Genomic DNA, 910 nt, shown 5'->3' with positions numbered 1-910 from the left:
ATAGACGAACTTGCCACAATTTATTCTTTTTGGAAACTCGGTAAAAAGGCTTATCTAGTGGCCCCAGCGCTCCATCGGAGTGCTGAAACTGTGTATCGTATTTATCGGTTTCTTGACGCTGGCGGTACGATTATTGATTACCAATGCCACTATCGAAAGCATAAACAACATTGTGGGCGTAAACCAATTCAACTACGCCCTGATGAACTGGCCTATATTCAAGCCAAAACTCAAGCTGGTTGGCAACCAGATACCATTATTAATCGCCAAGAACGGGCTTTCAGCTGTGGGGTTCGAACCCTTTACCGCCTTTTCAAACGCGGTGTTTTGGGGTTGTCGACCAAAGATTTACCGATGCACGGCAAACGGCACCCTAATGGTTACATTGAACGCCGTGGGAAAGCGGGTCAATTGGGCAGGGATTTAAAGAATCGTTATCAGGACTATCCTAATTTTAATCAAGAATTCGGCCATTTAGAAGGTGACACGGTTCAAGGTAAAAACCATCAGGGTGCGGTAACCACGCTGGTTGAACGACAAACTAAGGTCGCAATTGTGCTGAATTCGCATACCAAGTCGGCACACGATGTCAATCGTAGTTTAGCAGGATGGCTTTCGAAGCTGCCACGACACCTATTTAAGTCAATTACGTTTGACAATGGTAAGGAGTTCGCCGGTTGGCGAACCATTGCTAACCAATTTGATTTAAATATTTACTTTGCCGCTGTCGGAGCACCCAATCAACGTGGTTTAAATGAGAACACCAATGGTCTGCTGCGTAAAGATGGTTTACGTCACAATCTTATTATGGACCAGCTATCAGATGGATTTGTTCAAGCAGTTGCCAGTCGACGAAACCACATCCCACGAAAAAGTTTGGGTTACCAGACACCTCTGGAAGCATTCATCA

The 910-nt window shown here is 45.1% G+C and carries 1 protein-coding gene; it reads left to right on the top strand.

Translation table 11 applies throughout. The annotated features are described in order from the left end of the window. A partial coding sequence (locus tag KGF65_RS16690) for an IS30 family transposase (RefSeq protein ID WP_216788267.1) occupies positions 1-910 on the top strand: 910 nt, incomplete at its 3' end.

The organism is Lactiplantibacillus sp. 30.2.29 (genome assembly GCF_018991255.1).
GTDB classification, from domain to species: Bacteria; Bacillota; Bacilli; order Lactobacillales; family Lactobacillaceae; genus Lactiplantibacillus; species Lactiplantibacillus pentosus.
The sequence above is the reverse complement of the archived record's forward strand: the minus strand, read 5'-3'. Positions and strand labels throughout refer to the sequence as shown.